Annotated in this window: 22 protein-coding genes; 14 read left to right on the forward strand and 8 right to left on the reverse strand. The window is 40.6% G+C overall.

Going from position 1 to position 25727, the window contains the following annotated elements:
* Positions 1-43: 43 nt before the first annotated feature.
* The 4 genes from nagA to MHN81_RS07155 all read right to left on the reverse strand — a co-directional run bounded on the left by nagA (position 44) and on the right by MHN81_RS07155 (position 4455).
* The gene (gene nagA / locus MHN81_RS07140; RefSeq protein ID WP_239425471.1) at positions 44-1168 is read right to left on the reverse strand and encodes an N-acetylglucosamine-6-phosphate deacetylase; all 1125 of its coding nucleotides are present in this window, start codon (positions 1166-1168) and stop codon (positions 44-46) included.
* Positions 1165-2076 carry a BadF/BadG/BcrA/BcrD ATPase family protein gene (locus MHN81_RS07145; RefSeq protein ID WP_023401601.1) on the reverse strand — a complete coding sequence of 304 codons (912 nt, stop codon included), beginning with the start codon at positions 2074-2076 and terminating at the stop codon, positions 1165-1167. Before MHN81_RS07145 ends, nagA begins: the two co-directional genes overlap by 4 nt.
* A 246-nt stretch (positions 2077-2322) precedes the next feature.
* Positions 2323-3165, reverse strand: coding sequence for a 2OG-Fe(II) oxygenase family protein (locus MHN81_RS07150; protein WP_239425402.1), 843 nt, complete (start codon positions 3163-3165; stop codon positions 2323-2325).
* Between the two features lie 180 nt (positions 3166-3345).
* Positions 3346-4455 carry a response regulator gene (locus tag MHN81_RS07155; protein WP_023401599.1) on the reverse strand — a complete coding sequence of 370 codons (1110 nt, stop codon included), beginning with the start codon at positions 4453-4455 and terminating at the stop codon, positions 3346-3348.
* A gap of 108 nt (positions 4456-4563) precedes the next feature.
* On the opposite strand from MHN81_RS07155, the gene MHN81_RS07160 reads away from it, so the two are divergent.
* A complete protein-coding gene (locus MHN81_RS07160; RefSeq protein WP_239425403.1) occupies positions 4564-8346 on the forward strand; it encodes a response regulator in 3783 nt (1260 codons plus the stop codon).
* 52 nt (positions 8347-8398) lie between these two features.
* On the opposite strand, the gene MHN81_RS07165 is transcribed toward MHN81_RS07160, so the two are convergent.
* Positions 8399-9085 carry a DUF3334 family protein gene (locus tag MHN81_RS07165; protein ID WP_239425404.1) on the reverse strand — a complete coding sequence of 229 codons (687 nt, stop codon included), beginning with the start codon at positions 9083-9085 and terminating at the stop codon, positions 8399-8401.
* 117 nt (positions 9086-9202) lie between these two features.
* On the opposite strand from MHN81_RS07165, the gene cmoA reads away from it, so the two are divergent.
* Complete coding sequence (gene cmoA, locus MHN81_RS07170) at positions 9203-9928, forward strand: carboxy-S-adenosyl-L-methionine synthase CmoA (RefSeq protein ID WP_036977273.1); 726 nt, start codon at positions 9203-9205, stop codon at positions 9926-9928.
* 10 nt (positions 9929-9938) lie between these two features.
* Positions 9939-10907 carry a tRNA 5-methoxyuridine(34)/uridine 5-oxyacetic acid(34) synthase CmoB gene (cmoB, locus tag MHN81_RS07175; RefSeq protein WP_239425405.1) on the forward strand — a complete coding sequence of 323 codons (969 nt, stop codon included), beginning with the start codon at positions 9939-9941 and terminating at the stop codon, positions 10905-10907.
* A 47-nt stretch (positions 10908-10954) separates the two neighbouring features.
* Here cmoB and MHN81_RS07180 read toward each other — a convergent pair whose 3' ends face one another.
* The gene (locus MHN81_RS07180) at positions 10955-12508 is read right to left on the reverse strand and encodes an AbgT family transporter (protein ID WP_023401594.1); all 1554 of its coding nucleotides are present in this window, start codon (positions 12506-12508) and stop codon (positions 10955-10957) included.
* Between the two features lie 213 nt (positions 12509-12721).
* Between MHN81_RS07180 and MHN81_RS07185 the strand changes: the two genes are divergently transcribed.
* The 3 genes from MHN81_RS07185 (at position 12722) to MHN81_RS07195 (ending at position 16841) form a co-directional block, all read left to right on the forward strand.
* On the forward strand, positions 12722-13564 hold the full coding sequence (locus MHN81_RS07185; RefSeq protein WP_023401593.1) for an HDOD domain-containing protein: 843 nt from the start codon (positions 12722-12724) through the stop codon (positions 13562-13564).
* Positions 13565-13815: 251 nt separating this feature from the next.
* Complete coding sequence (locus MHN81_RS07190; RefSeq protein WP_023401592.1) at positions 13816-15366, forward strand: response regulator; 1551 nt, start codon at positions 13816-13818, stop codon at positions 15364-15366.
* A gap of 173 nt (positions 15367-15539) precedes the next feature.
* Positions 15540-16841, forward strand: a complete 1302-nt coding sequence (locus tag MHN81_RS07195) for an amidohydrolase family protein (RefSeq protein ID WP_052027441.1) — start codon at positions 15540-15542, stop codon at positions 16839-16841.
* A 278-nt stretch (positions 16842-17119) separates the two neighbouring features.
* Here MHN81_RS07195 and MHN81_RS07200 read toward each other — a convergent pair whose 3' ends face one another.
* A complete protein-coding gene (locus MHN81_RS07200) occupies positions 17120-17926 on the reverse strand; it encodes a WYL domain-containing protein (RefSeq protein WP_023401590.1) in 807 nt (268 codons plus the stop codon).
* Positions 17927-17969: 43 nt separating this feature from the next.
* On the opposite strand from MHN81_RS07200, the gene MHN81_RS07205 reads away from it, so the two are divergent.
* From MHN81_RS07205 to MHN81_RS07240, 8 genes are all read left to right on the forward strand, one after another.
* Entirely contained in the window at positions 17970-18365 is a 396-nt protein-coding gene (locus MHN81_RS07205; RefSeq protein ID WP_023401589.1) for a DUF4345 family protein, read from the forward strand.
* A 327-nt stretch (positions 18366-18692) separates the two neighbouring features.
* Entirely contained in the window at positions 18693-19109 is a 417-nt protein-coding gene (locus MHN81_RS07210) for a VOC family protein (RefSeq protein ID WP_239425406.1), read from the forward strand.
* A 406-nt stretch (positions 19110-19515) separates the two neighbouring features.
* Positions 19516-19905 (forward strand): hypothetical protein, encoded by a 390-nt coding sequence (locus tag MHN81_RS07215; RefSeq protein ID WP_239425407.1) that lies wholly within the window; start codon positions 19516-19518, stop codon positions 19903-19905.
* Between the two features lie 142 nt (positions 19906-20047).
* Positions 20048-20455: a hypothetical protein gene (locus tag MHN81_RS07220; RefSeq protein ID WP_239425408.1), complete on the forward strand. Its 408-nt coding sequence runs from the start codon at positions 20048-20050 to the stop codon at positions 20453-20455.
* Between the two features lie 93 nt (positions 20456-20548).
* The gene (locus MHN81_RS07225) at positions 20549-21268 is read left to right on the forward strand and encodes a glycosyltransferase (RefSeq protein WP_023401584.1); all 720 of its coding nucleotides are present in this window, start codon (positions 20549-20551) and stop codon (positions 21266-21268) included.
* An 819-nt stretch (positions 21269-22087) separates the two neighbouring features.
* Entirely contained in the window at positions 22088-22528 is a 441-nt protein-coding gene (locus tag MHN81_RS07230; RefSeq protein WP_239425409.1) for a hypothetical protein, read from the forward strand.
* A 105-nt stretch (positions 22529-22633) separates the two neighbouring features.
* Positions 22634-23128: a hypothetical protein gene (locus tag MHN81_RS07235; RefSeq protein ID WP_023401581.1), complete on the forward strand. Its 495-nt coding sequence runs from the start codon at positions 22634-22636 to the stop codon at positions 23126-23128.
* Between the two features lie 244 nt (positions 23129-23372).
* Entirely contained in the window at positions 23373-24179 is an 807-nt protein-coding gene (locus MHN81_RS07240) for an alpha/beta fold hydrolase (protein ID WP_239425410.1), read from the forward strand.
* Between the two features lie 394 nt (positions 24180-24573).
* On the opposite strand, the gene MHN81_RS07245 is transcribed toward MHN81_RS07240, so the two are convergent.
* A complete protein-coding gene (locus MHN81_RS07245) occupies positions 24574-25647 on the reverse strand; it encodes a hypothetical protein (protein ID WP_239425411.1) in 1074 nt (357 codons plus the stop codon).
* Between the last annotated feature and the right edge of the window lie 80 nt (positions 25648-25727).

The following is a 25727-nucleotide window of genomic DNA, read 5'->3' on the forward strand; positions in this document are numbered from 1 at the left end:
AAATCCCCGCTAAACTGCAGCGGGGTTTTTTACCCAGGGAACTTTAAATTTTTTTTCCGCCAATGAAGTTACTTAGAACTTCTTGACTGTTGTTTAATACTACAAAGTCTGCATCAGCCCCTTCCAATAGGTGGCCTTTGTCAGATAACCCTAAGTATTGAGCAGGATATAACGAAGCCATTCTCAATGCTTCTGTTAGCGTTATATCAAGTGTATTAACTGTATTTCTCACCGCGCTTGCCATATCAAGCACGCTACCCGCTAGTTCGCCAGTTGTTGAATTGAGTCTGTCACCCGTTCTAATAACTTTTCGACCGTCAAAAAAGTCAAACTCCATATCATCAGTACCCACTGGAGGCATTGCATCGGTGACAAGCATAATTTTACCACGTTGTTTAGAACGTATCGCTAGTTTTGCTGATGCTGGGTGCACATGGTGACCATCGACAATCAAGCCACACCAAGCATTATCTTCCCATAGTGCGGCCCCTACAACACCCGGCTCTCTTGAGGTATATGCAGACATTGCGTTAAATAAGTGAGTAAATCCGTCAACGCCCACTTCCAATGCCGCCATTGTAGTTTCAAAGTCCGCATTTGAGTGACCCACACTGACCTTCACGCCCAAATCAATTAAGCGTTTGATATCTTCTAGGGGCACAGTTTCCGGTGCTAGGGTAACCATCTTTATACCGAGGTCTTGCCTTGCATAAATCGTAAACTCTTCTTCAGAGATAGGTCTGATGTACTGCTCACTATGCGTTCCCTTTTTAGGGTGAGATAAATGTGGACCTTCGAAGTGGATCCCAACAACACCAGGCTCCCCTTGTGCAATTGCTTGTGCAGTTGCATCCGCAGCACGTGCCATTACTTCAACTTTATCGGTAATAAGTGTTGGCATTAACGCCGTTGAGCCATATTTCGCATGGGCTGTTACAATGGTTCTCAAGCACTCGATGGTTTGTTCAGCATTAAAGAAGCCGCCGCCGCCCCCATTTACTTGCACATCGATCAAGCCCGGCGCGACTAACCCTTCAAGGACTTCAGGGTTTTCATCACAGTTTTGAGCTGCAAATGAAATTTTTCCATCTACTACCAAAAACTCGACATTATTTTTTAATTTGTGCCCATCAAAAAACTGGCGTGCTAAATATTTCTTCATTTTTATACCGCCTTTTCGGACTGCTGCTCAACACTTTGGATTGCAAAGAAAATTGCGCCCATTTCCGGCGGCTGTTTTGGAGATTCAACAATCTTTGCAATTTCAGGGTCAAGCCATTTACGCAATGGTTCAGAAAGACCACCTATCATCGATAAACGAGGCGGGTTATTTTCCATTAAGCGATGCGCTAACTTACTAATATAGTCAGCCCCCTCTTTGACGATATTTAAGGCAACGTCGTCTTTGTCTTCAGCAGCTGCCAAAACAAATCTTGCTAACTGAGCATAACTGCTGGAAGGTTTACCAGCCATCTGTTCGGCAATACCCATCGCTGTTGTGGTGTTGAAATGCTGTTTTAAAGTATCACTTAAAGAAGTAGTTGGACCGAGTTTATCAATTGCCAGTAAAGCAGCCTTTACCGCTTCCAGACCCATCCATGCACCACTGCCCATATCACCTTGTGCAAAACCGTGTCCGCCATAATTGACCGATACACCATCAACCATTGCAAAACCACACGAGCCCGTGCCCGTTATAATTACTGCTCCATCTCCACCTTCGTGCGCACCGATGCACGCAGTATGCAGATCTGTAGTTAAAAACATTTGTTTAAATGGATGATCCCATCTCATTATTTTTTCGTGCAATGCTGGAAGGTTCACACCCGCAAGACCTAAGCCCGCATACAAATTGTGAACAGTTTCAATTCTAAGTCCTGCATCCTGCAGTGCTAATTGAGTCGATACCATTATCGACTCAATGGTTCTTTCAAAACCATGAAGAGGATTAGCAGGCCCACCTAGACCAGTTCCCAAAACGCCGTTTTTGATTGAGTAGATGGTAGCGCGGCACTTTGTCCCCCCTCCATCAATACCTATATACAACTGGTCTTGTTCAACCTGTTTAGCCATCATTAAGCGACCCCTAAAAAAAAGATATGAACGCAAATTTCTTCGCGACACAGTATTCAGTCATGTTGATTTGATGTTACACAATAAATGACAGCGTTGTCATTAAGTTTTTTATTATTTTTTCTCAGTTTGAGAAATTTTAATATTGCACACTTTGACGTAATTGTCAGGAAAAATTCAAAAATCAGGGCTTTTAAAATATAAAAAAGCGGCTATAACAAAGCCGCTTTTTCATTTTAAATCAGAGTGTTACTTAACACCCAGTTCTCTTAGTCGCTCTTGCAAATATGAGTCCGCAGTATAACGTTCTGACAACACTACTTCCGGCTTAGGGTGTAAAAACAGCGGTAGTGAAATTCGAGATTTGTCACTCGCTTTACCCGTCGGGTTGATCACTCGGTGAATTGTTGATGGGAAGTATCCACCTGATGCCTCTTGCAGCATGTCACCGATGTTGATGATTAGTGAGCCAAAATCACATGGTACATCTAACCAACTACCATCACCTTTTTGCACCTGTAATCCAGGCTCATTCGAAGCTGGTAATACCGTTAATAAGTTAATATCACCATGCGCTGCTGCACGAATTGCTCCAGGCTCTTCGTCACCAGTCATTGGTGGGTAGTGTAAAACACGTAACAGTGTTTGATCTGAGTCTTTGATCATATCTTTTAGATCGATCGAAAACTTAGCACGTACATCTTCAGGCGCTTCGGATTGAACCCAGCTTAAAAGCTCGGCAGCAAACTCGTTTGCTAAGCGATAGTATTCTCTGATCTCAGTATCTAACTGAGCAGGAACACGGCCTTTTGGATAAACGTGAAAATATTCCTTAATGTCTTTTACAGTAAAGCCTTTTGCGACTTCTGAAACTTCCGGTGGGAAATAGCCATCTTGAGTGTCCTTGTCAAATAGGAAGTCGTGCTTTTCTTCTGTGTAGAAGAACTCTTGCCAGTTTTTATATATAGACTCTACAAGCTCTTTAGGAATTGGGTGATTTTTAAGAACACCAAAACCCGTATTGCGAAGAGACTCAACAAATTCTTTTGCTGCTGTAGCTGACGTATAATCAACTGTAGGTAGCTGTTGCATAATGGTTCCACCAATTTTTTTGCGTGACTTCAATTCAAAACATTAACTATAAGAATTATTTATAATTAACCCCTCGAACAAAGATATAATATCTTTGTTCGCGAGCTTAGTGAAATAAAGGCACCTACATAAGGACTTATGTCCGCTTCACTCTCGATAATTGTTAATCGTTGATTCAGATCAAGCTGAATCTAATGGAATTTCAATTGCCCACTCTAACCCTCTACCTCGGCTAGATAACTGGTAAGAGCCGCCCAGCGCACTGCCAATTAAATTGGCAGTAACAGAAGCGCTCAGCCCCACATGTCCGCTATTACCTCGCTTAGTTGTAATAAAAGGCTTTATAACCTCTTCCGGGGTGATATCAACTAAACCTTGCCCATGATCGTAGTACAAAAACTCAATATGTTGCTCTTTTAATGTCACTTCTATGGAAATCGCTTGGCCATTTTTCAGCGCGCCATGGGACAAGGAGTTATCTATTAGATTATCAAAAATGGCCAGTAAAATGTCCCTGTCAGCCATGAAGTTTGCATCCATAGCACGCACTTCAATAGAGGTGTTCTTTTTGGACCAACGACTTTTCAAATCATTTAATAAAGCAATAACATTAATTGCTGAAGGCGTTGTTGGACGCTCAACTCGTGCGATCTCTTTGAGCACTTTAACAAACTGTGCAACTCGTGATAGATTTCGCTCACACAGATCTACACCTTGCTTAGATTCTTCGAGCCCTGTAGCAAGCTGCTGTGCACTGAGCGTTTCATTGCCAAATGCGTCAATCAATTGAGATAAGATACCTTCAAAATGCGTCACAGCTGTAATAGCAGCACCGAGAGGCGTATTGATTTCATGCGCGACACCAACCACCATTTGGTTCATTACATGGGACAGTTGCTGACGCACAGCCAGTTTGTGCGCATCTATGAGCTTTAATTGTGTATTTACTCTTGCTAATACTTCTGGGGGCTTAAAAGGCTTAGTAATATAATCGACACCACCAACTTCCAATGCAGCGACAATGTTGTCCGTCTCTCGCTCGGCACTAACAAATATTATTGGGATCTGTGTTGTTCTTTGTGTTTTCTTCAATGTTTTACACAAAGTAAGACCATCCATACCAGGCATTTTGATGTCGGAAATAATCAATGTAGGAAGATGTTCGTTTGCTATAGTCAAAGCAACTTCACCACTTATCGCAGCAAACACCTTATGCCCGTCGTTCCTTAAAATAAGTTGTAAGATTTGCAAGTTTTCTGCAACATCATCAACTATGAGTATTTCCGCCATCTTTTGACACCCTTCACATTTTGTCAGCTCCCTAGGCCATATCACGCCGCTTGTTAATTACGCGCGTGCGACTATTGTTAATATTAGTCAAGATTTGGAAAGTAAGTTATGTCAATAAAAACAATGTTTCATTCGTTTTTTGTAATACTCCCTACCTTACTCGTCGCCAACTTAGTTTTTATGTCAAACTGGGAAAGCGAAATGACGTCACAGAAACATCACATCAGCCAACTCAGTGCGCGTTATGACGCACTAAATCAACTGCAAATGACGAACTTGACGCTGCTGTTTAATATAAAAAACCATGTATTAGACAACTCTGAAACCAAAACACAACTCAAACAACAGCTGATCCGCTCTCGAGTCTCATTGGAATCACTCCAAGCAAATTCCCAGCCTCTCGACAACAATAGTAAGCTCACTCAAGCATTTAACACCTATATGGTGATGCAAACACTATACGAAACACTCTTTGAACAGCAGATAAACATTCAACAACATACTTGGGACAAAAGTTTGATGCCTGCGCACCAGCAATCAACCAACGCAATTGAACTTGCCTTAGATGCGACCCAGGCACAATTACTTTTAGCAAAGCAACGTTTGTATCAAAGCAGTAACAAATTGCTGTTTTATCTCTGGGTAAGCCTAATGAGTTTGTTGTTTATTACGTTGTTTATATTGTATTACTTGAATAAACGCTTTATTTCCCCTTTTACTTTATTGCACCGCGCTTTTTGCATAGACAAAAATTACAATGGCCAGAGTATTTCATTACCCGCTAATTTACAGGGAGAAGTCGCGGACATAGTGCAATCTGTTTCACTGACGTACCAAAACCTCGACGAGCGGGCTGATACAGCAAAAATAAGGCATGCTTTTAGCGGCGAAATACGCCACTGTACCTCTCCCTCACAAATGAACCAGATAGCTGCAAAATTTATTGCAGAACATTTCCAAAGCCCAAGTGTAGCCCTGTACAGATATGAGAATGAAAAGTTTACGCAACAGTCCGTTATAGGTTTCCCAGCCTATTTTGACGAACAATCAATTCAAGTTAATAAACTCGTGTCAGAAAAATGTGTGCAAGCCTTCATCAGTGAGAATCAAAACGCAGTGTTACACAAAGACGGGTTAACTCTTGAAGTACATACCATACTGTACTTACCACTCATTATTGGCGAGGATCTCACTGGGAGTGTAGTAGTCGCCTTTACTAGCCCTTTAAAAAATGCCCATGAGCAATGTTTAAAACTCTTGTGTGAAGATCTGAGCATACAGCTAAGACTGAGTGAAAATACGCAAAAACAAATTGAAGCAGAAAATGCCTTGGCCGCTCATTTAGAGCTCACATTACACATTATCAATGCGATCCCCAATCCAACCTATTACCGAGATACAAACGGCATTTTTATGGGAGTCAACCGAGCCTTTTTAGCATTCATCGATAAATTTGAAGTCGAAGTCACTGATTCCCACTTAAACGACGTATTTGATGATAAAACTGCGACCTACTTGGATGCAAAGTCCCAACGTACGATTGCAGAAAAAGACGCTCACTCATTTGCGCTCTCTATGGAAAATAGCCTCAAAGACCCACGAGAGCTCATTGTATACGAAGCACCATTTTTTGACAGTCTAGGTGATGTCGGCGGTGTTGTGGGCACTTTCTTAGATGTCACTGAGCGCAATGAGCTTGAACGCCAGATGTTAAATGCCAAAGAAGAAGCAGATAAAAATGCGCAGGTAAAAGGGGAATTCCTTGCCAATATGAGTCATGAAATCCGCTCTCCAATGAACGCGATTATTGGCATGGCTCACCTCGCTCTTAATTCAGATTTGTCACCAAAACAGCATGGCTACGTGACCAAAATTGATTATGCAGCAAAACAGTTACTAAAATTGATCAATGACATACTAGACTTTTCCAAAATAGAAGCAGGCAAAGTCGACATTGAGCATATTCCCTTTGAGTTGGATAAAGTACTCGACAATGTAACGACCATTGTCGGACTCAAAGCACAAGAGAAACAGCTCGATCTAATATTTAATGTACCAACAGATCTACCCAACAACTTTGTGGGCGACCCGTTGAGACTGTCACAAATACTCATCAATTTAGCTGGCAACGCGGTTAAGTTCACCGAAACGGGCGGTGTAACTCTTTCGGTATCAATGCTTAACAAGCAATCAGATCAAGCTAAGATCACTTTCTCCGTCAAAGACACCGGAATTGGTATGAGTAAAGAGCAACAAACGAAGTTGTTTCAATCTTTTTCTCAAGCAGATACATCAACCACCCGAAAATATGGCGGTACAGGACTGGGACTGACCATTTCTCAGCAGTTGGTAAAATTACTCGGGGGCGAAATTTTCGTTGAAAGTGATTTAAATTGTGGTTCTGAGTTTTACTTTACTCTGCCAATAGCTATCAATAACTACGCATCAACACCTGTGAAAATTGGTCAAAGCTTTGAAGGTAAATCAGCTTGTGTGATCGATGACAACGAAGATGCCAGAGACATCATGGAAACCATGCTCGAATCTCTGGGTTTTAAGGTGTCACTATTTGAAAGTGGAAAATGCTTTATCGAGCAACTGACGCAATCACATCATGAACACGATATCTACTTTGTAGATTGGCATATGCCAGATATAAATGGTGTGGACACCATAGAGCAATTGAAGCAAAAAGATCTATCAGGCTTTTTTGTGCTCGTCACCGCTCACGGCCATGAAGTTGCGTTCAAAGAGTCACACAAAAGCATGATTGATAGTATGCTGCTTAAACCATTTAACCCGTCAAGCTTGCTAGACTGTATTCAAGTTTGTTTTGGCGCAACACCCTCCCCCTCAACACAACAAAAAATTGAAGATAATCAACAAGTGCTTGCAGGTCTGCACATTTTAGTAGCAGAAGATCAACCAGTAAACCAAGAGATCGCCGTGGAGATATTAAGCTTCCATGGTGCACAGGCAAGTGTCGCCTGCAATGGTGAGGTGGCGCTTAAAGCTGTGCAAGACAATGATTACGATATAGTCCTTATGGATATGCAAATGCCTGTCCTAGATGGGGTCGAAGCGACAAAAGCCATCCGTAAACTTATTCCTATAGATAAACTACCAATTCTCGCAATGACGGCCAATGCAATGGGACCTGATATTCAACTGTGTTTGGATGCGGGGATGAATGGGCATGTCTCTAAACCGATAGATGTCGAGGGACTGCTCAACACCATTGTCGATACTTTAGCATCGATACAACCCTCGGAACAAAAAGTCGACATTATTACAGACGTCCCAAACCAACCGCAACCTGAAGCCATTAGCAATATTGAGCTGATAGGAATTAACGTTAACGAAGGCATACAGCGCGCGGCAAACAACGAGTCGGTTTATTTCAAGTTATTAAATAAATTTATAACCCAACAGATTGAAGAGGTGATCAATTTAAAGCAGGCCGTAAGCATGGGAAATTCAGAGTTATCACTCGATATTCTTCATGCTATGAAAGGCGCTGGAGCTAACTTATCAATGGAGTACTTTGCAGAAATTGCACATGATATTGAAGAGCAAGTCAAAACAGATACTGTAGATCTCAATAAGCTGGAACAGCTATCAGACTACTTAGCCGAGACAAAAAACAAGGCTTCTTTATTACTTGAACGAAAAAATGAGAAAGCAAGCCAGCAGCATCAATACTCTGTCAATGAATTTGCTGTAGCGCTTAAAGAGTATGACTCAAAAGCAACTGATATTGTAGAACACCTTGAAGAGACCGAAGGTTTAGACGAGCACACCATTAATGAACTCAAAATTATGGTTGCAAGATTTGAATTCGCCGATGCGTATAAATTACTGCAAAGTGTTACAGGCGAGCTAGAAAGCTAAATGGGTTTGCTCGTGACAAGCTGCCTTGCACGGCAAACCCAGATTATTAATTTTACAACCCTAACTCTGCCATGAAGTCATCATCTGCCGCGTCTTCCTGCGTCTGCGCTGGCTGCTTTGTTGCTTTAGCTGAAGTCGCATTTTGATTTGCGATGATATCATCTGGGTCTACAGCTTCTGAAATATCAAAATCATGAAGCTTAATAAACTCAGTTTTATCCATCGCTAGCTCAAGGTAAAAAATGTTCTGTCCCTGTGTAGTAAACGTAACTCGCCTCGCTTGAGGCCTGTCCATCGTTGTATCTACCGAGATCTGCACCTGTTTGTTAATCGCCATCATCTTCGGCTGGTTTTGGGTAATGGAAGTATGTAGCTGCTCCCGCACTTTACCAGTAAAGTCACCCACTATCTGGTTCATCAATTCGCCCATCACGTTGGACACATCGTCAGATAAGTGGCTTTGAGCTATTTCGCTTTCAGGCATTCCCATATTTCGCATGTAATCCTGATACACTTCCATTGCCGCCTGCGCTGTAAAATTCGTCACGACAAGACCTGTAAAACCACCGTCAAACAAAACAAAGCAACCGATATCTGGTCTCATACACGTACGAGTGATTTTTTGAACCATTGCTGAGTAGGATATTTGATTACCGCTTGCAGAAGAAAGCACCTCAGTAACTGAGTGACATAGGGTGGATAGGATATCTTCTGTACTGACAACTTTATTTTTCGCCATTTTTTATCTCATTTTTTACTTCTTATGACTAATAGTAGCCAAGCTACTCAATTTATCACTGACTATCCAGTATAAAATGCTAAAATGGCAAGATTATTTTTGTATGAGAGTAGTATTGTGACTGGCAAAGACAGTATTTATGCCGCAGAGCAAGAAGTAAAAGACTTTACATTTGACGCTAATGTCGTTGAAGTGTTCCCAGATATGATCCAACGGTCTGTACCTGGATACGCCACAATGGTGAGCACTATGGGTAAATTGGCGGGTCAATTTGCACAGAGTAATTCTAATTTATATGACCTTGGGTGCGCATTAGGTGCCGTTACCTTGAGCATGCGACGTAATATTGACAAAGAAAACTGTCAGATTATCGCGGTTGATAACTCAGCCCCTATGGTCGAGCGCTGTAAGCTCCATCTTAAAGGTTTTAAATCAGAAGTGCCTGTCGATGTACTATTAGGCGACATCAACGATATAGAAATACAAAACGCCAGCGTTGTTGCAATGAACTTTACCTTGCAATTTATCCCTCAGGAGCAGAGGCAAGCTGTACTTGAAAAAATCTACGCAGGGTTAAAACCCGGTGGTGTTTTACTTCTATCCGAAAAGATCAAAGGCGAAAATGATGTAAAAGACAATCTCTTGATTGACTTACACCATGACTTTAAACGCCAAAATGGCTATTCGGAGCTAGAAATCAGTCAAAAAAGAACCGCCATTGAGAACATTATGCGTACGGATGCATTAAGCACTCACCTTGATCGACTCAATACCGTTGGATTTGGAAACACCCAAGTTTGGTATCAATGCTTTAACTTTTGCTCAATGGTAGCAATCAAATAACGAGAACATTATGAATACCTGGTTTAACGACTTTTATGCAGCTATCGCCAAAAATCAATTGTGTCATTGGTTAGATACTTTGCCTGCACAATTAACGCACTGGCAAAAAGAAGCACAGCACGGTGATTGGCCAAAGTGGGAAAAAGTCCTTAAGAATTTACCACAGTCACAAACAAACCATATTAATATCACTGACCGTGTTGAGTTTGGCCTCTGTGAGGAACTTTCAGAAGGCCATACGAAACAGCTGACACACCTGCTCAAACGCATGATGCCTTGGAGAAAAGGCCCTTTTCATATACACGGAATTCACATTGATACTGAGTGGCGTAGCGACTGGAAATGGGATCGCTTATTACCACATATTAGCGATTTGCACGGCAGAACGGTATTGGATATCGGGTGTGGCTCAGGTTATCACCTATGGCGTATGAAAGGCGCTGGGGCTGAATTTGTCGTTGGTATTGACCCATCAGACTTATTCTTGAGCCAATTTCAAGCAATCAAACACTTTAACCCAGATCCGAATGTACATTTGCTGCCACTTGGAGTGGAACAACTGCCCGAGCTAAAAGCATTCGATACCGTATTTTCTATGGGTGTACTTTACCACAGACGCTCACCTATCGACTTTTTAAGCCAATTACGTGCGCAATTACGTAAAGGCGGTGAACTGGTGCTAGAGACCTTAGTCATTGAAGGTGATGTCAATACTGTGTTGGTCCCGACAGACCGCTATGCAAAAATGCGAAATGTTTGGTATATACCGAGTTGCGACGCTTTAAAGCTTTGGCTTGAACGTGTTGGATTCAAAAACGTCAGGGTCGTTAACGAAGATACTACGTCATTAGATGAACAGCGAAGAACAGAGTGGATGGAAACCGAATCACTGGCAGACTTCTTAGATCCATTAGATCCAAGTAAGACCATTGAAGGATACCCCGCTCCACTGCGTGCAATTTTTATCGCAGAAGCTTAAACAATCCAAATGAAAAAAGCCGCTCGATTGAGCGGCTTTTTTATGACTTACCCAGCAGGATATATGTAGCTTGATTGCAAGCCTAATGGAATGCTAAGACCCCAATAAGCTAACAAGAAGATACTCCAACCAACTAGGAAAGCGATAGAGTACGGGATCATAAGGGCAATTAGCGTACCAATTCCCGTATTTTTAACATACTTCTGGCAGTAAACAACAACCAGTGGGAAATACGGCATCAATGGTGTAATGATATTTGAGCTGGAATCACCCACTCGGTATGCCGCCTGCGTCAAATCAGGAGACAGACCTAGTTGCATCAACATAGGAACAAAGATAGGACCCAACAATGCCCATTTTGCCGAGCTTGAACCGACAAATAGGTTTACAAACGCTGTTAAGAAAATAATACCAACAACCGTTACAGAGCTTGGAAGCGCAAGTGCTTTAAGTACTTCAGCACCTTCAATTGCAAGTAACGCACCCAAATTAGACTGACTAAATGCACTGATAAAGAGCGCACAGAAAAACGCCATAACAATGTAATACGCCATGCTACCCATGGATTTACTCATTGCATCAATCATATCTTTAGATGACTTAAATGTGCCGACAAGGAAGCCATATACAGCACCGGGGATCCAAAACAGCAAGAATATAAGCGGCACAATGGATTGCATTAATGGGGCACTAAATTCAGTTAACGCACCACTTGGGCTTCTAAGTGCTGAATCTTCGCCACTTGCCGCATAAATTAGCAGAGCAATACCTGAGAGCATAACGCCAGACGCTGCTAAAAACGCACGTTTTTCTTTTGCATTTACTTCGTCAAAAGAAGGCAAGCTATTTGTGTCACCATCAATTTCAGTATTTTTTAAACGAGGCTCGATGATTTTATCTGTAATGTACCAGCCTAGTAAGATGATGAATAAACTAGAAGCTGAAGTGAAAAACCAGTTATTTAATGGATTCACCGCAATATCTGGGTCAATGATTTGCGCCGCGCTTTGCGTGAAGCTCTGCAACAAAGGGTCTATTCCAGATGGAATAAAGTTTGCGCTAAATCCACCACTCACACCGGCAAATGCCGCTGCAATACCAGCTAGCGGATGACGGCCCATCGCGTAAAAAATAACACCGGCAAGAGGGATAACCAATACATACCCAGCATCAGTTGCCGTGTGGCTAACAATCGCAATCAAGATAATTGAAGGCGTTAGTAGCGCTTGTGGTGTACGTTTTAACATGAGCTTTAAGCCCGTATTGATGTAGCCAGAATGCTCAGCTACACCCACACCTAACATAGCAACCAATACAACACCTAAAGGCGCAAAACCTGTGAATGTTTTAACCATGTTGGCTAAAAAGTTAGCAAGTGAATCACCGCTTAGTAGATTGTGGATCACAATAGCCTCACCGGTACGAGGGTCTATTGCATCAAAAGTAGTACTTGAAAATATCCAAGAAAGGAACCATATCAGCAACATTGCCGACAAGAAAATAATAGCTGGATCGGGCAGTTTATTCCCTACACGTTCGATCCCGTTAAGAAAACGCGCAACTGCCCCACTCGGCGCTGCCGTTTCAGGTGATTGACTCATAATTATTCCCAAACAATAAAATTATCTAACCTTAACTTAACAAAGCAAATGAAAGCAATAAAACGTCCCTGAATTACCAACTGGTTGATTATTTAACAGGCAAAAAACACAAAATCTGCTAAGCTCGCTCAAAAATTAACAAGGTGGGACTATACTCAAATACAGTCAGTGTTAATATCTCAGTTAGATGTCATTCATCACAATGGAAGAACTATGATAGAAATAGACAATGTTGTTCTAAATGATGTAGAAAAAGGTTTTTCTCTTCCTCCAAAGCCTGAATTACTTTCAGATCTACACGATTTACTACAATCAGATGAACCAGAGTTAGGTCAAATAGCAGATCTCATTGCCACCGATGTTGCAACGTCAGCAGCGGTATTAAAAGTCATCAACTCTTCATCTTACGGCTTCTCGCGGACGATCACAGATATTCGGCAAGCGGTAATGTTCCTCGGTTTAAACAGCGTCACTCACCTAGTAACCGGCTTTTTGCTCAAGCAAGCTTTTGATCAATCCCAATGCTGCATTAGTTTGGAACGGTTTTGGGATACTGCGAACGAAATATCTGAAGTCGCAATGATAATTGGCCGAAAGATCCCGGTAAAAATACCGTTAGAAAGTTTGCATATGTTAGGGCTATTTCATGATGCGGGCATACCTGCAATGGCACTCAAATTCGATGATTATGCCAATGTTTTGTCCTGTGCAAACAGCAACTATGACATGTTATTAGTAGACCAAGAAGAGGCCATCTATAACACCAATCATGCAACCATAGGATACTTTTTGGCAAACAGCTGGAATTTACCAAAGCCAATTTGCAAACTCATCCTAAGACATCATGATATGGAGTATTTCAAAGAAAACCACGAACAAGAGCTCGCTTGCACCATGGCCACTTTAAAGATGGCAGAGCATTTAGTGCAGATTAATAAACGCTTTGTATCTGTTCCTGATTGGGCCCATATAAAAGCAGACGTACTACATGTTTTAGAGCTTGACGAAGACGCATATCAAGATATCAAAGATGATGTAGAAGAAATATTCAATTAGACCTTATCAGACCAATTGTGTTTTGCATCACAAGTGCTTATTCAGTCAAGTGACATGTGGTGCAACAATTACTCAACATTACAAAATAACGGCCCTTTCCAGTTAAATTTTAAATAAATGTAAATGAAATTACATTTAACGCTATGATTATGTGTGTAAAGCGATTAGAATAGTGAGTTCCAAATTTAACTACAAACTGGATGTTTTTTCAGCATTGTCAACATTGCTAAAGACTGAACAAGGGAAAAAGAGTGCAGTATACAGATCTAAAAATTGCAATAGTCGATGATAATAGCGACAACATCAGATTTTTAGAGGCTTTGTTGAATAAACAAGGTGTTTCTCATGTTCGTTCGTACCGCTCAGGCAGCGCTTTTGAAATTTCAGCGAAACAAAATACCTATGACATTGTCTTTTTAGACAACCGAGTCGACACAATAAAAAACCTATATGACCTTGTTAGTGAGTTGGTATATAACGAAACTTTACCACCAACCACACGACTCGTTTATATGGCCAAGCGGCAAAGTGCTTTTGACTATGCCTGTGAATACCCATTTCACAGTAATCAACACCTTGAAGTACCTTACACGCCACAAGATCTAGCGACCATATTGGAAGAGCATACCCTTCAGGTTCAAGAGTTCAAAAGTGCCTATCAATTTATACGCAATAAACAGTATAAAAATGCCCTACTTAAACTTAAAGAGCTGCGCAAGCAAGAGTATCCTAACTATTTAAAAAAGGCGCGCAATCAATTACTCGTTAACTTATTGCTTAAATTGGGCCATTATTCTCTGGCTAAAAAACTGCTATTGCCACTGACGGAGCGTAATATACAGTGGGCAAAGTGGTCGCTATTTCATGTTAATTATGAACTTAAAGATTTCGAAGCATGTAAATCTTTCTTGTCGGAACCTCAAACTAGGTTGGACTACCCAGTACGCGTATTTTATTGGCAAATTTACATCGCATTTCAAATGAACAACCGGGAGCTTGCAACAGCTCAGGTACTTGCATTTCCCATAGAGGATATGTCACCAAGTATGTTCCGGTTGAGTTTAATGGTTTTGCATGTTTGTAATGAGCGCGATGCAGTAGACAATTTGATAAAGCGCAAAGAGCGAACATACCAAGAAGATGCAGCGCTGACAGCACTGCTATCCGCCTTAACTATCAAGATTAGTCTATTAGAAACCCTTAATAAAAAAAGCACCTTAGACGCTAAAGTGTTCAAAGTAATACAGGGAGACTTAAAGTGCGCTCTTACTAGAAACGCTAGCAACATTCAAAAGTATTGCCCTGATGAGTTCAATCTATTGCTGATCATGATGATGCTATTGGAAAACAAAACCTCAGGTGCAAGTGCTAAGCTTTTACAACTAAGCCAAACTTTGATGGATGACCCCTGCGCCATTACTGTCATTGCTTATCTGTTTTATTTTGTCGACGATATGGAACGTGCCAAAGAGATGCTTTTCAACGCACATAGAGCGCTTGGTAAACAACATAGAAATAGTCATTATGTTCTGGCTGGTTTAATGCATCGGGAGATCTTCGCTCGAATTTATACGGTAGAATCCGAACAGCAGGATGCGTATATGCAATTTGCTTCTCGACTATTCGAGTCTGGTGAATACAGAGACACCATAAAAATGTGCAGCAAAGCACTCAGAAGCGGCATAAATAACCAAGCTTTGAATGATTTATTACTTCGCTCTAGCCGTGAAGCCGGTCTAAAAGAGCAAGATTATCTCCACTACCTTCAATTGAGCAAACCGCGAGAAACCATTGTTAGTTAGCTAACTATCTGCAAAGTATCGTAGATCCCCAGCCTTTTACGGATTTACAGCAATACCGATTGGTAATATTAAAATACCCCTGTAGTTACAAAAACATCACATATTTTATGCCACCAATCGTAAATTGCTTGCGCACAAAAAGCGCCAATGGATAGACTGTAGTCGAAAAAATAATGATAAAAGAGGGGATAATTTTGAAATCAACGCTTATTGGCACAGCCTTACTATTTACCACCACCAGTGTGTTTGCCGATACACTTATTCTCAATGCGGATGCCGCACTTGATGTCAAAACCGGTAAGTTGATTAGTCCAGCGACTATTGTCGTCGAAGATAACACCATTGCATCTATCTCTAAACGAACGCCTAGAAATGCCCCAAAAAACGCTACAATCATTGATTTAGATGGCCACACGCTCATACCTGGTTTATTTGACATGCATGTTCATCTAACTGGGGATGCACAGGTTCACGGCTATAAAAGATTGCGCCGAACAGTGCCTCGCTCTGCAATTACCGGAGTTAGAAATGCCAAACGTACCCTAGCAGCTGGTTTTACCTCAGTGCGCAACCTAGGCGCTGGTGGCTATGCTGATTTGGCGCTACGCGATGCGATTTATGACGGCGATGTACCCGGCCCTCGTATATTTGCGTCTGGGCCTGCGCTAGGTATCACTGGCGGTCACTGTGACAACAACCTGTTTACCCATGAGCATCAAGTCACTGCGGCAGGCGTCGCAGACGGACCATGGGCTGTTCGAAAAAAGGTCCGAGAAAATATTAAGTATGGCGTCGATGTCATTAAATTCTGTGCCACTGGCGGTGTTTTATCAAAAGGCACAAAAGTTGGTGCACAACAATACTCGCTCGAAGAAATGCAGGCGCTGGTTGCGGAAGTGCATTTAAGAGGCCTCACTGTTGCCGCCCATGCACATGGCACTGATGGTATAAAGTCTGCTATTCGAGCTGGTGTTGATTCAGTTGAGCATGTTAGCTTTTTAGATGATGAAGCCATCAAGCTCGCTCTTAAGCATAGAACCTACTTCTCAATGGATATTTACAACACTGAATATATCCTAGGCGAAGGAGAGAAAGCGGGAATATTGCCAGAAAGCCTCGATAAAGAACGTAAAGTCGGAGCGAAACAGCGCGCCAGTTTTTCAAAAGCGGTTGAGGCAGGCGTCAATATGGTATTTGGCTCAGACGGTGGTGTCTACCCTCACGGTGACAATGGCAAGCAGTTCAGTCGCATGGTTAAATTCGGTATGACCGAGCTACAAGCATTGCAGGCGGCAACGATAAACTCTGCAACTTTACTAAAACAACAAGAGAAACTCGGCTCACTCGAAGCAGGCAAACTCGCGGACATTATTGCCGTGCCAGGTAACCCGTTGGACAACATTACGGTAATGGAGCAAGTTACTTTCGTTGTCAAAGACGGTAAAGTTGAAGTTGATAAGCGCCCTATTGAGTAAACGCAGACTCAGGCTGTCAGATTTAACTCTAGGTTAAACCTGACGGCCCAGCGCGATTTTGAAGGCGCTCAAATCGACATAATACGTACATGTTTAAATTAAGGTGAGTCTGCCTGACAAATAAGTTAACTGTATAGAGGGCCTTCGTTACATTTACTTACGTGACCAGCGTAATTGATGTAAACAGGTAGCGCACGCAAATTTGATGCTTGGTACAAATTAATAGCAATCAGGCTAAGGATGCTAGCAAACCCAATTTCCACAGCCAAGAAGCATGGTTATTTAAAATGTGTTTCTCTCAAGCCATCGGCAGGTTTTTTATTACGCTCTTGCCGTCGTATTTTTTCTTCAAATTGAGCTATAGGTATTAAGGTAAAGCCATCCTCTCTCGCCTCAATTGCGGCAATGCGGTCGCATCGAAATATTCTCATATCATTGCGAAGATGGTCCCAAGCCAGCACATACCAGACCGGATAACTTAGAAACAGATAGTGTGGCTCAATCACTCGAACCGTTTGATTGCCCTTTTCATCTGAGTACTTAATTTCAATATGTTGCTGCATCAAAAACGCTTGGTGCAACAATTCAACGGACGACTTTTCTGGCGCACTGAAGTGAGCAAGTACATTTTCAGATGCCGACTTACCAATGATTATTCGCGATTTTATACCGTTTACTTTGTGCTTCATCGAAGGAGAAAACGACGCCATCACCTTGTGACGTACACTGCTTAAGTGGGCCATAAAAAGAGGCGAGTTCATCTGCTCAGCAATGGCCAGACTTATCATCAAATCTACCGCTTCGGTATAATTAAGTTTGATGCGACCAACGCCCCAGCGCCTATCAAGCCGGATCCCTCCGCCGCGGCCTGCATCAGTTTCAATTGGCAAACCTCGCGTTTTTAATACTTCGATATCACGATTTAACGTACGAGTACTGACGCCCATTTCTTTGGCGATCTCTCCAATGGTGGTTGGCTCATCGGTTTTTAATCGGGCAGTGATCGCTTCAAGCCGATCTATTCTTGAAAGTGTTGAATTTCGCATAACTAAACAAATATGACATAAAGTGTCATATTTATCCATATTCTTCTCGCCAGTTAATCGTTACAACACATCTGGAAAAGTTATGACAAAAAGAAACATTGGCAGAACATTACTTGGGCTTCTTGCAGCATTTTTTATCCCTGCGGGCCTCATGTTTATGTTTGCCCCAAATACCATGCTTGCACATGTCTTTATTAGCCCTATAGAAACGGCAAGCGGCCTGTCCAGTGTCAGAGCATTATGGGGAGGTACTGCAACGGCAATATGGATAAGTGTGCTGGTTGGTGCTTTTACACTTCGCAAAGAGTACTGCCTTGTTGGCATTCTCTCACTATCGCTGGTGCTGCTTGGGAGGCTAGTAAGCTACATTGTGGATGGCAGCTTTTCAGAGCTTGCAGTTAACCTTATCCCCACTGTCGTTGCGCTCTCTTTACTTTTAGTGGGTACTAAACTTATCAGCAGCCAACACTCAGATTAATTCTTTACATAAAACTAATTAAAGGCTGAAAACCATGGGGAAGCTCAGCCTTTAATTCACTTCCATTACCTTTCAATCACTTAACCTTCATTAATGGCATTGCACTCGCCCATTTAAATTAAGCTTGAAAATTGCTCCGAACAAACCTTGCTAAAAGCTCGAACACTTTTAGATAACATATTTTTAAGGTGTTGTTATTGTTATGGGTAATTAAATGGCATGAGTGAACAACCGCTGTTATGCGACATGATTCGCGCTCTAGCTTTGCGACATTTGTAATAGATTAAAATGTTATGCTGACGGTCAAACTCATCGATAAGGGATACTATGAAACAGAACATTGTCCGCATCGCTTTGGTCGTGAAAGGCTATGATGAAGCCATTAATTTTTACGTGAACAAACTCAAATTTGAGCTTATTGAAGATACCTGTCAACCTGAGCAAGACAAACGCTGGGTGGTTGTAGCTCCACCGAATTCTCATGGTGTTACATTGTTATTGGCCAAAGCCTCGAAGTCCGAACAACATGGTTTCATTGGTAATCAAACAGGCGACCGGGTATTTCTGTTTCTAAATACAGATGATTTCTGGCGAGACTTTGAGCGTATGAAATCGATAGGTATTAACTTCGTCCGCGAGCCTGCTGAACAAGACTATGAAACGGTAGCCGTGTTTGAAGACTTGTATGGAAATTTGTGGGACCTTCTTCAATTAAACCCAGACCATCCAATAGCAAAAAGATAGCATAAGCGTTCAATAGGACAACCAACGCTTGTGAGTTTTGGCTCACAGTTTAGCATTAGTATTTATGTCAAAATGAGTAGAGTATGCGGCAGCATTGTCTACACATTAACTAGGCGTTAGGTACACTATGCAGTGTTTTGAATTTGAAATATTTGCCGATTACTTTCAGTTTTACGTCCAAGATGATAATAAATCTGTTACTGTAATAATACAGGCTAATAAATCGGCTAAAAATATAGTGGTTTTTGACACAATCTGAATAATAAAATCAATGGGCTATCAAGTGTCGAAGTAACCCTAACAAGCACATTAAGCAATGGGACACGTAAAGTTTGGCTCGGTTTCGTTTTGTTATATATTTAAGCCAAACATTACTTAGCCGCTTATACGGGGGTTATATACACTTATGAAATACCTAATTACTCCCTTGCTATTATTAGCTGCTCCACTTGCTACTGCATGTAAATGTATAGAATTCAATGTTGGCCAATACCTGTCAAATGCAGAAAAAGTGTACCTTGGTCGTATTATTAGTTCCCAGATGCTTGGGAGTAAAAGCCACATGTCTGCAACTTTGAAGGTAGCTGAAAAGTACCGTGGGGAAGTATTCGATCTAGAAGAAGTCGTTCAGAGAAACAGCAGTTGTTCGTTATATTTTACTTTAAACGAGGAATACCTAGTGTTTGAAGGGAAGAATGGCGAAGTTAATCAGTGCAGTATGCGAAATACCCGACATTTTCGTGATTTAGAAAATCAATTAAAGGCATTGCGAGCAATTGCGAAGTTGGGTATATAACAAGGTTGTAAACGCGGATAAATAGCAGTGGGTTTAAGGCGGCATTAGCCGCCATGCAAACTCATTGAATGTAGGTGAACGCAAAAAGTCGCTAGAAATTTATGGATAACCATTAACCTTAAGAAAACTTGGAGTTTCAGTAATGACAAAGATATTAGATAAATTTTTTATATTTCTCGTTTTGTTTGGTGCTGTTGGGTTTGGAACAATTGTTTTGGCAACTTACACTTTTCCAGATTCTATTAACTTCTTGAATATGCCTAAATCATTTTCTTTCGAACAGCTTTCATGGCCAACTATATGCCTTATTTATTTGTTGGCTGGCTTGATTAACGTTTGCCGAGTTCTTGAACCATCAAATGTTATAAATAGGGCCTGTATATTGGCAAATTCATTGAGTTCTATTTATGCAATTTCACTGTCTTCTTTGTCATTACCGGTAATTTTTATTCCTGCATGGGTTAATACCTGGATACTGGTAATGATGACCATTTTTTCAATTCTTGCTAGTATTAAACACACCCCTGAACAAGTAATGCAAGAAGCTTAAGCTTTTAAAATGCCAGCTTACAAGCTGATTAATAGGATAAGCTTAACTGTTCCGCACTATGCATCAAAAAACAAACTCCGACAGGTGGTATAAATGAAAATTAGCATTGTCATTCCAGCCCACAATGAAGAGAAGTATATAGGTCGTTGTTTAACATCAATAAATGACCAGATAGCTCCAAATGACTTGCAAGTTGAAACGATAGTTGTTTTAAATCGGTGTACTGATAAGACAGAAGAGATTGCTAAACTCCACGGGGCTACCGTTGTTAGCAACGACTCAAAGAATTTGTCGGAAATCAGAAATACGGGTGTTGCTCATACAAAAACAGAGTGGGTAATAACTATTGATGCCGATAGCTGGATGTCCAAAGGAGTTTTGGCCGAAATATATAAGCACTCTAAACTTCCAAACTCTCTTGGTGGCGGTATAAAAATTGTCCCCGAAAGGTTGTCACCAGGAATAGCAGTTGGGTATGGAATGATGCTAGTTCCTGCTTTTTTTCTTGGACTATCTTTTGGAATGTATTGGTTCAAAAGGTCTGACTTCGATGCTATTGGAGGCTTCGACGAAAAGCTACATATCGCAGAGGACGTAGATTTTCTTAGAAGACTAAAATTACACGGGCGCAAGAGTGGAAGACGGCACACAACCATATCAGTAGAGTCGGTTACAACATCCTGTAGAAAATTTGATGAATTTGGGGACTGGCATTTTGTTCGTATATTCGGCAATCCACTAAAAGTGAAAAGAGCTATGCTCGGAGGGGAGCGAAAGTACCTTGATAAGTACTGGTACAATGTCAAACGTTAGTGATTGTGTAGGATGAATGCATAACAAAACCATCAAGCGCACGTATTTACGTATAGCTCAGGGTTACTGCTTCTATATCATAACCTAATCGCTTCGTTACCAAGTCTTATACTCAAAAGAACAGCACGCTCTGTGATTATATTTGCCTAGAACTTTAGTTTCCAATTTGAATGCTGAGCATTCAGGCCATTCCTCCAGAGGACAATAGTAGCCAGTCAAGCAAGTAATAACAGTATATGGAACTCGCCCCTTTAAGCCAATCACTTAGATGGGAATCATCCGTTCAGACTTTGCCTCATGTCACTGTTGTGCGACATTTACTGCTTTTCAACAGCCTCTTTTAGATGACATATTTTTAAGGTGTTGTTATTGTTATGGGTAATTAGATGGCATGAGTGGACAACCGCTGTTATGCGACATGACTCACGCTGTAGCTTTGCGACATTTGTCGGAGATTAATGTGTTAGGAGGCGTGAATATCAGAGCATTACTGTCCAAATTGTGAAGAAAAATCTCTTACTTGGTCTATTGACGAGGAGGTTTCATTAAATACAGTTTGGAATTGCTCTCTTTGCGGCTTTCAAGCTGAAGAAAATGAAACACTAGAGAGTGTATGTGAATCTTGTGGAGCTATGAATAATATACATTTAAAGAGTTCGGCTCATAATTTTTGCTATTGCACCCATTGTAAAAAGCAAACAAAATCAGGTGAGTGGTAGCGCCACTTAACAAGCCATAATAGCAGGAAAATTTACAGCTGGCTGTTTTCACTGCGTTCAACATTTTAGCCAACTATAAATACCCTCTTAATGAGGCATTATGATTAAGGAATATATCTGTGATAAAAGTGCTAGTTTTTTAGTTATATTGACTCTAGCAGGTTGTGGCACGCCACAACTTTATAATCCAAATAATATAGACAAGCATGAGTTAGCTACTCTTAAAACCGAAGCAGGCAAGGAGATATTCGTAACGGATAATTATGTTGCATGGATTTTATATATCTATGATGTTAATCACTCCGAAATCACGAATAGAAGTTCATTAAGTGCAAAAATAAATGAAATTTCACTACCAAAAGGTGTATACCGAATAGCAGCAGAGTGTGTAAAACGTAGATATATTGCTACACCTTCAGCTGTTTTTGCAATAGAAGCTTCGAAAACTTATGAAGTGTTTTGCGATATGATACAAGATGAAAATTCCTCAGGAATGGCCGTAGACTCTAAAGTTCAATTAAAAATAAAAGAAGTTAAGTAGCCTAACAAACACTTTAGTCAATAAACGTAAAACAGCGGGCTTGTACTCCTTCGCCGCTAAGTTTAACCTTGCATTTTGCGGCGTTATACATCTAAGGGAACCTGGATGAAAATAAATGAATTTGTGGAAGTATCATTCAAAAAAGGTGCGACCTTCATTTTTAAAGTTGACTCGAACGAAATAGTGTATAAATGTAGCCCTTTTTCAGGTAAAGAACTTGTCTCTGTTAATGGAAATCTGGTTTCTGAAAGCCAGAGCTACAAATTGAAATCTAGCCATCGCTTTGTAGTGGACGGTGTTAAGTATGAGGTTAATTTCGAGAGTAAAGACCTGATTAATGGTGACAATGAATGCTCTTTGGTTAAAGAAGGCCAACTTATCAAACTTTATAAGCTAAAATATATAAAACCGCCTAAAAAGCCAATTTATTACTGGATCCCTCCATTAGTCTTGGGTGCTCTAGCAGGAGTGGGTATTACTCAAGGAATCCTTCCTATTTGGTTATGCATTGTATTTTCCGTGTTAGCTTTTGTTATAGTTTTCATTTTTGAACTCATATCAAATATGGAAAATTGGGAATGTGAAGTTGTCGATGTATAACAAAACCTTAAGCTACAAAGAGCGAAACATAGCTGGCTTTCACTCCTTCTCCGCTTACTTTAGTCTACTCTCTTTTTCCATTTATTAAGGCGTTAAACCTCTCAGATATATCCAAATCGTTTCTTAGTGTTAAATTCCAATACAATAAAGCTATTGACATAAGGTGTATTGTTTTATCTCATACGCTGAAGGATTAGATACAAGTTTTTTTACATAATTAAATAAAAGTAAAGGGAAGAAAATTATGAATTCAGTAGTTACCTTAATTAGCTTACATATAATATTAATGACATTTAGTGTTCAAACTCATGCTAAATGTAAAGATATAGAGAGCGGAGTTTTGGTGAATAGCACGTGTACAGTGGTTGAAACATATAAAAGTACAAAGCTGACTGCATCACCTACACTAGCAATAGTACTTCATGGTGACTCCCCATTCTGGAATCCGAGTGTTCAGTACAGAGTGGCTCAGTATTTAGCAGAGAAACAAGAAAATGTAATTTCTATTGGTATGTTAAGGCCAGGCTATACGGATGACTTTAATAAAAAGTCCGATGGTGAAAGAGGTGAAACCGTAGGAGATAACTACGATGATCAGCGTGTTAGTCAAGTAGGAAAGTCGATTAGAGCTTTAAAAAAACACTATAATGCAAAAAAAGTTGTGGTAATTGGTCATTCTGGTGGCGCAGCTATCACAGCTAAGCTTAGTGGGGATTTTCCTGATTTGGTAAATCATGCTGTTGTTATTTCTTGCCCTTGCAACATCAATGCTTGGCGAAAAGATATGCTTAAACGGAATAAATATGAACTATTTAGCGGTGATTTAAACATTTCTTCTCCCGTAGAACTAGCTAAGAAAGTGTCAATAAATACTAAAGTTGATCTCATTGTTGGTAAAGATGATGACATTACCAAGCCTTATCTTACGAAAGAATACTATGAAGCACTTCAAAAGTATGGCAAAAATGTGTCACTGCACGTTATTAAAGGTGATCACAATATTTTTCAAAATGAGCAAGTGATCTCAACGATGCTAGCGGCTATAAAGTAGTTTTGTGATGTTACAAAAAGTGCATGTAGCTAAAATTAATTTTAGTAGATGATTAAAAGTATACGTACAGATATAAACTTAAATCTATTGCCGAGGCATTATATTTCTTGGAACACTAGTTAGTACGTTACGAATAGAATGAAAATTTAAAGTATTAATTCTGAAGTTCTGGGGGAAGGATATTGTGCCGTAACCCTTTTGGTTCTTTGTCGCCACCATTTGAATGAATTGATTCAATTTAACGCTCACTCTCCCTTGAATTCAGCATTGAAACTATAGACTGGGCTAATCACCCAGTCAATATTGAAAAAGCCATATAAGGTCAAACCCTTGGCAATTTATAAAAGTGCCAGCTCTGGATTTATACATAACCGCGCACTTTTGAGTAATTCACTTATAGTGGGTGTATACGATGACTGATTGTATTGGTATTCCATGTTTCTGGCGTGCCCCAGCCATACCCAAAGCAATTATCTCTATACCCCGACTTGCTAAATACAGTACCTGATGAATACTCTCTTTTAACCGCATATTTCTTAGTTGAATATTGGTCAACTACAGGGTATATACGGGTATTTCTACATGTAGGGTCTAGGGTTTTATCATGGTTGAAATGGTTTCCGAGTACTTCCATCCCCTTACCCATAACTCTTATGCCATTCACATAATAATCCGTACATTGATTATTTAAGAACTTAATATTCTTGTTATTGACACTTGATTGGTAAAAGCAAGCTCCGCCCATCGGTGAGTAAGCTGTTTCAACCCCAGAATTTCTGAGGCGGAAAGTATTATTAGACAATGTAAGATTATTTACATTTAGCATAGCTAGCACGCCGACCTTTCGGGTCGCACTAAAATACGTGTTGTTAATTAAACCTTTATTGATATTGCTAATCGTGATCCCAGACCCTTGTGGTCTGACTCCATCGCTTTCTTTACGCCCAGCTAACCCAGATTCAATTAAACTGCCGATAACAATAGATACCTCATTGAAACCATTTAGGTTGATTAAATCCACACCAGCATTACGCAGAGATACACGATACAAATTAAACTTACCCTCTTTAGCCTCTGCCCCTGCATTTATTAGATTACCTTGATTACCTGAGGCACCAACAATCTCAACGTTCTCAATAGAGACGTTTTTCATCCCTCTAAAATCCCAGCCACGACTTGAAGCATTTATTCTGACTTGATGCATACCATCTCCAGTAATTTTAAAACCTTCATAAATCACTTGCCCACTGAAATTCCAACGATAGAACCCAATATCGTTATATACGCCTTTTTTGAAGTGTACCGTGCCATTTGGTCCAGCCTGATTAACCGCTCTGATAAAGGCTGCCTGACATTGATTATTGACATCGGTCGCGACACTACATGAAGGATCCATATTAACTGTCGCAGCCAAGGCTGGTTTAATTAGCATTAAGCTCAAAGAGCCAAGTATTAATGGTTTATACATAAAATCATTCCTTTTTTATTGTTGCAATAACCAATGTAAAACAAAACATCGAGACTGCAAAGCTAAAATCGGTCAATTAA

Origin of the sequence: Pseudoalteromonas sp. Of7M-16, assembly GCF_022347805.1 — a bacterium.
Classification (GTDB): Bacteria; Pseudomonadota; Gammaproteobacteria; order Enterobacterales; family Alteromonadaceae; genus Pseudoalteromonas; species Pseudoalteromonas luteoviolacea_F.